Here is a 5114-nt window from a genome sequence, read left to right as displayed (position 1 = left end):
CCCCCGCCCCCGCCTACCGCGCCCGGCGCGACGCCCTGCTGGCCGCCCTCGCCGCGCACGGCATCCGCGCCCACGGCGCCAGCGGCCTCAACGTCTGGGTGCCCGTCCCCGACGAGACCGCGACCGCCGCCGCGCTGCTCCACCGCGGCTGGGTCACCGCCCCCGGCGCGCTGTTCCGCCTCGCCTCCCCGCCCGGCATCCGGATCACCGTCTCCACCCTCGACCCGGCCGAGGCCCCCGAGCTGGCCGCCGACCTCGCCGCCGTGCTGGCCGCCCCCGCCACCGGCTCCCGGCTCACCTGAGAGGACCGCGCCCCGTGCTGGTCCACCTGCTCCGCCTGCGCCCCGCCGACCCGGGCCCGCCGCTCGCCGAGGTCCGCACCCCGCACGGCCCGGCCGTCGCCCTCTGGCGCGGCGACCCGGCCGACCCGCCCGGCCCGTACCACGTCGAGTGGACGGTCGACGAGGACCACGCCACCGTCCGCCCCGCCCCCGGGCCCGCCCCGGCCGTCCGCACCGAGGGCGGACTCCTGCTGCTGACCGGCGAGTTCGACGGCGCGGGGGTGCTGCGCACCGGCGACAGCCTGATCCCGCTCGACCTGCCCGCCCCGCCCGGCCGGGTCGAGGTCGCCGTCCCGTGCGCGCACGCCGAGCTCTACCCGTACACGGTGTGACGCAGGCCCCCCGCGCCGGGCGGGGGGCCTGCGTCGGTGCCTGCGTCGGTGCCTGCGTCGGTGCCTGCGGGCGCTCAGCCCTTGGCCAGCAGCGCCTGCGCGTGCTCGCGGACCTGGTCGCGGGAGAGGTACGCGTCGGTGTACTCGAAGTCGCGCAGCCGGGCGGGCTGGCGGGCCAGGAAGCCGGTGCGGACGAAGTCGTCGCCCGCGGTGGCGTTGAGCAGCCAGTTCGCCGCCGTGCGGTACTTCGCGGCGTTGGTGCGCATCGCCATCACGTGGTAGCCGCGGGCCACCGCCTGCGCGGGCGCGCCGTGCAGCTCCACGCCCAGCGGCTTGGAGACCGCGTCCTTGCCGCCGAGGTCGACGACCAGGCCCAGGTCCTTGTGGAAGTACGGCTGCAGCGGCTGGTTGCGCAGCGCCGCGACCAGGTTCTCGGCGACCCGCTTGCCCTGCCGGGCCGAGTGCTGCGCGGTCGGCGGGCAGACCGCCCCGTCGCCCTTGGCCAGGTCCGGCACCGCGGCCGCGTCACCGAGCGCGAACACGCCCTCGAACTGCGGCACCCGCATCTCCGCCGTCACCGCCAGCCGCCCGCGCACCGTCTCCGCGTCCAGCGTGCCGACCAGCGGGGAGGCGGCCACGCCCGCCGTCCAGATCAGGGTGCGGCACGGCAGGCTGCGCCCGTCGGTGAACTTGACGGTCTCCGGGCCGACCTCGGCGATCGACACGCCCAGCGACACGTCCACGCCGCGCCCGCGCAGGATCTCCATCGCGGTGGTGCCGAGCTTGTCGCCGAGCTCGGGCATCAGCTTCGGGGCGATGTCGATCAGGTGCCACTTGATCAGCTGAGGGTCCAGCCGCGGGTAGCGCTTGACCGCCGCCGTGGTCAGCCGCTGCAGGCAGGCCGCGGTCTCGGTGCCCGCGTACCCGCCGCCGACCACCACGAACTGCAGCCGGGAGGCCCGCTCGTTCTCGTCCATCGACGCGGACGCCAGGTCGAGCTGGGCGATCACGTGGTCGCGGATGTACGTGGCCTCGGCGAGCGTCTTCATGCCGCGCGCGTAGTCCGGCAGGCCGGGGATGTCGAAGGTCCGGGTGACGCTGCCCGGCGCGAGCACCAGGTAGTCGTACTTCACCGCGACCACCTCGTCGGTGATCTTGCGGACCACGGCGACCTTCGACCGCGGATCGACGCCGATCGCCCCGCCCGGCACGATGTGGGTGCGCCGCAGCGAGCGCCGCAGCGAGATCGCCACCGACTGCGGGGTCAGCACCCCGGCCGCGACGTGCGGCAGCAGCGGCAGGTACAGCTGGTACGAGAACGGCGTGACCAGGGAGATCTCCGCCTCGGAGGGGGCGAGCTTGCGCTCCAGGCGGCGCGCGCACTCGAGTCCGGCGAAGCCGCCGCCGACGATCAGGATCCGAGGTCGTTCCATCTTCATCCCCTACTGTGTGCAGGTCCGTGAGTAGCAAGGACGACTGTTGGCCACACTCGCACGGGGTAACGGCGGGTGCATCTCCAACGGGCTGCCGGGCGCCTGCCCGCCCGGCGCGCGGTCATGCCCCCCGCCCGGGCCGCTAGGCTGTCCGGATGCTCTCCGAGGTGACGGCCGTCCGCTACGCGACGCCGCTGCGCGAAGGCGGTTCGATGCCGGGCCTGATCGAGGCCGACGACCGCCGCCTGTACGTCCTGAAGTGGGTCGGCGCGGCCCAGGGCCGCAAGGCGCTGGTGGCCGAGGTGCTGGCCGGCGAACTCGGCCGCCGGATCGGCCTGCCGGTGCCCGAACTCGCCCTCGTCGACCTGGACCCGGTGCTGGCCCGCAGCGAGCCCGAGGTGCAGATCCAGGACCAGATGCGGGCCAGCGGCGGCACCAACCTCGGCATGGCGTACGTCTCCGGGGCGCTGAACTTCGACCCGCTCTGCTTCGAGGTGGACGACGACTCCGCCGCCCGGGTGCTCTGGTTCGACGCCCTGATCGGCAACGTCGACCGCTCCTGGCGCAACCCCAACCTGCTGGTCGCGGCCGGCGGCCTGCGGCTGATCGACCACGGCGCCAGCCTGGTCTTCCACCACAGCTGGCCGGGCGCCGAGAAGTGGCGCCGCAAGCCCTACGACGCCTCCGACCACGCGCTGCGGCACGCCGCCGGCCACCTGAAGGCCGTCGACGCCGAACTCGCCGTACTCGCCGGACAGGCGCTGCCGGCCGCCGTCGCCGCCGTCCCCGACGTCTGGCTGGCCGACGAGCCCGGCTTCGACGCCCCCGACGACGTCCGCGCCGCGTACACCGCACAGCTCACCGCCCGCCTGGCCGGGCCCCGCGACTGGCTCCCGGAGGTGGCGTCCTGATGGAGCCCGTCCACGAACAGCCCCGCCACGACTACGAGTACGCGCTGATCCGGGCCGTCCCCCGGGTCGAGCGCGGCGAGTGCGTCAACATCGGCGTCCTGCTGTACTGCCGCACCGCCGCGTACCTGGGCGCCCGCACCCACCTCGACCAGGGGCGGCTGCTGGCCCTGGACGCGCTGGCCGACGTCGCGGGCGTGCGGCGCGCGCTGCGCGGCGTGGAGGCGGTCTGCGCGGGCGGCGAGGCCGCCGGACCGGCCGCCCGGGACAGCGCCGGGCAGCGCTTCCGCTGGCTCACCGCCCCGCGCAGCGCCGTCGTCCAGCCCGGCCCCGTGCACACCGGGCTGACCGCCGACCCGGCCGCGGAACTGCACCACCTGTTCGACCGCCTGGTGCTCTGAGCGGCCCCGCCGGGGCGGCCGAGCACGGAGCGTCCACCGGATCCGCAAACTACTTGCCAGACTCAATGCTGGAGTCACTGAAACGAATGGGCGTACCCTGACCGCCATGGCCAGCAGCACAGGCAGCGGCACCGCCGCGACCGCACCCTCCAGCACCGAACTCATGGAACGGATCGCGGCCGTCGGCGCCGCCTACTTCCAGGACTTCGCCTCCGCCGCGGCCCGCCACGGCCTCAACTCCTCGCAGGCCAAGGCCCTCAAGGCCGTCCTCGAACCCGTCCCGATGCGCGCCCTGGCCGGGCGCCTCGGCTGCGACGCCTCCAACGTCACCGGCATCGTCGACCGCCTCGAAGCACTCGGCTACGCCCACCGCGAGGCCGCCGCCGCCGACCGCCGGGTCAAGATCGTCACCATCACCGGGCCGGGCCGCGAGGTCCTCCACCGGATCCACGCCGACATGGCCCGCGCCCGCGCCGCCTTCGACAGCCTCGACCCCGGGCAGCGCACCGCCCTCGCCGGGCTCTGCGACCACGTCCTGCCCCTGCTGCTGCGGCCGTGAACGACGGTGCCGCCGTGACTGTCCGTGGCGTGCCGTACGCTCACCGGATGCACCAGGACCAGGGCAGCGGATGGACCGCCACGGGGCTCCACTGGCAGGACGGCGCGCCCCACCTCACCGCCACCGACGGCCGCGGGCGCCACGCCCGGCCGCTCGCCGACGGCACCCCCGTCGCCTGGCGGATCACCGGCCCGCGCCGCTGCACCGGCGCGCACACCGAGCGCGGCCACCGCCCCTGCCCGCACCGCGCCACCGTCCCCGCCGAGGGCACCGTCAGCCAGTGCCCGCCCTGCCAGAACGCCGACCGCGGCCTGCAACTCGCCCGGGACCGCATCCTCGACGACGGCCGCGCCTACCGCCTCTACCTCGCCTGGTTCGCCCCCGGCCTGCTCAAGGTCGGCCTCACCGCCGCCGAACGCGGCACCGCCCGCCTGCTCGAACAGGCCGCCCTCACCTGGACGTTCGTCGCCCACGGCCCGCTGCCCGCCGTCCGCCGCGCCGAACTCGCCCTCGCCCACGCCCGGCTGGCCCGCGAGCGGATCCCCGCCGCCGCCAAGTACCCGGCCTGGTGGGGCCTGCCCGCCCCCGCCGAGCGGCACGACGCGGTCACCGCCGCCCGCACCCGCGCCCACCGCCTGCTCACCGAACAGGGCCACGACCAGCTGGAGCTGCTCACCGACCACCCCGTCACCGACCAGGTCGAGCTCTTCGGCCTCACCGACGGCGCCCCCGACCACTACCAGCAGGTCAAGGCCCTCACCGACGGCGCCCTCCTGACCGGCCGCCTGCGCCGCCCCATCGGCGGCCACCTCTTCCTCGACCGGCCCGACGGCCCCCCGCTGCTCCTCGACACCCGCCTGCTCACCGGCTGGACGCTGCACCCCGCCCCCGGCGCCCCCGGCTGCGACGGCCTGGCCCTGCTCCCCAGGGCCCGCCCCGCCGCCGAACAGGACACCCTGTTCTAGGGCCGGGTTCCAGGGCCGGGCTCCGGGGCCGGCGCCGTTCGACCGGACGCCGGGCCCGCACCGGGGCCCCGCACCGGCCCTAGGTGTACTGACCACGGAGGTTGGTGACGGGGTTCACGGTGTGGTGATCTTGAAATGAGTGAGGGCCTTCTGGCTCGGTGTGGATTGCGACATC

6 protein-coding genes and 1 pseudogene are annotated in these 5114 nt (G+C 75.6%); 6 read left to right on the top strand and 1 reads right to left on the bottom strand.

Annotated features, from left to right (window positions below; genetic code table 11):
• Positions 1–302 (top strand): annotated as a pseudogene (locus OO57_RS37005) (GntR family transcriptional regulator); the annotation flags it as partial.
• A gap of 14 nt (positions 303–316) precedes the next feature.
• Positions 317–673: a hypothetical protein gene (locus OO57_RS37000; RefSeq protein WP_033257246.1), complete on the top strand. Its 357-nt coding sequence runs from the start codon at positions 317–319 to the stop codon at positions 671–673.
• 74 nt (positions 674–747) lie between these two features.
• On the opposite strand, the gene OO57_RS36995 is transcribed toward OO57_RS37000, so the two are convergent.
• Positions 748–2106, bottom strand: a complete 1359-nt coding sequence (locus tag OO57_RS36995) for an NAD(P)/FAD-dependent oxidoreductase (protein ID WP_033257248.1) — start codon at positions 2104–2106, stop codon at positions 748–750.
• Between the two features lie 155 nt (positions 2107–2261).
• Here OO57_RS36995 and OO57_RS36990 point away from each other — a divergent pair, with 155 nt between their 5' ends.
• The 4 genes from OO57_RS36990 to OO57_RS36975 all read left to right on the top strand — a co-directional run bounded on the left by OO57_RS36990 (position 2262) and on the right by OO57_RS36975 (position 4939).
• Entirely contained in the window at positions 2262–3017 is a 756-nt protein-coding gene (locus tag OO57_RS36990) for a HipA family kinase (protein ID WP_033257244.1), read from the top strand.
• A complete protein-coding gene (locus OO57_RS36985; RefSeq protein ID WP_033257242.1) occupies positions 3017–3415 on the top strand; it encodes a DUF3037 domain-containing protein in 399 nt (132 codons plus the stop codon). Before OO57_RS36990 ends, OO57_RS36985 begins: the two co-directional genes overlap by 1 nt.
• Before the next feature lie 106 nt (positions 3416–3521).
• Positions 3522–3974, top strand: coding sequence for a MarR family winged helix-turn-helix transcriptional regulator (locus OO57_RS36980; protein ID WP_033257240.1), 453 nt, complete (start codon positions 3522–3524; stop codon positions 3972–3974).
• Between the two features lie 47 nt (positions 3975–4021).
• Positions 4022–4939 (top strand): DUF2797 domain-containing protein, encoded by a 918-nt coding sequence (locus OO57_RS36975; RefSeq protein WP_033257238.1) that lies wholly within the window; start codon positions 4022–4024, stop codon positions 4937–4939.
• The last annotated feature ends 175 nt before the right edge of the window (positions 4940–5114 follow it).

This window comes from Kitasatospora phosalacinea (assembly GCF_000717185.1).
Lineage (GTDB): Bacteria > Actinomycetota > Actinomycetes > Streptomycetales > Streptomycetaceae > Kitasatospora > Kitasatospora phosalacinea_A.
The sequence above is the reverse complement of the archived record's forward strand: the minus strand, read 5'-3'. Positions and strand labels throughout refer to the sequence as shown.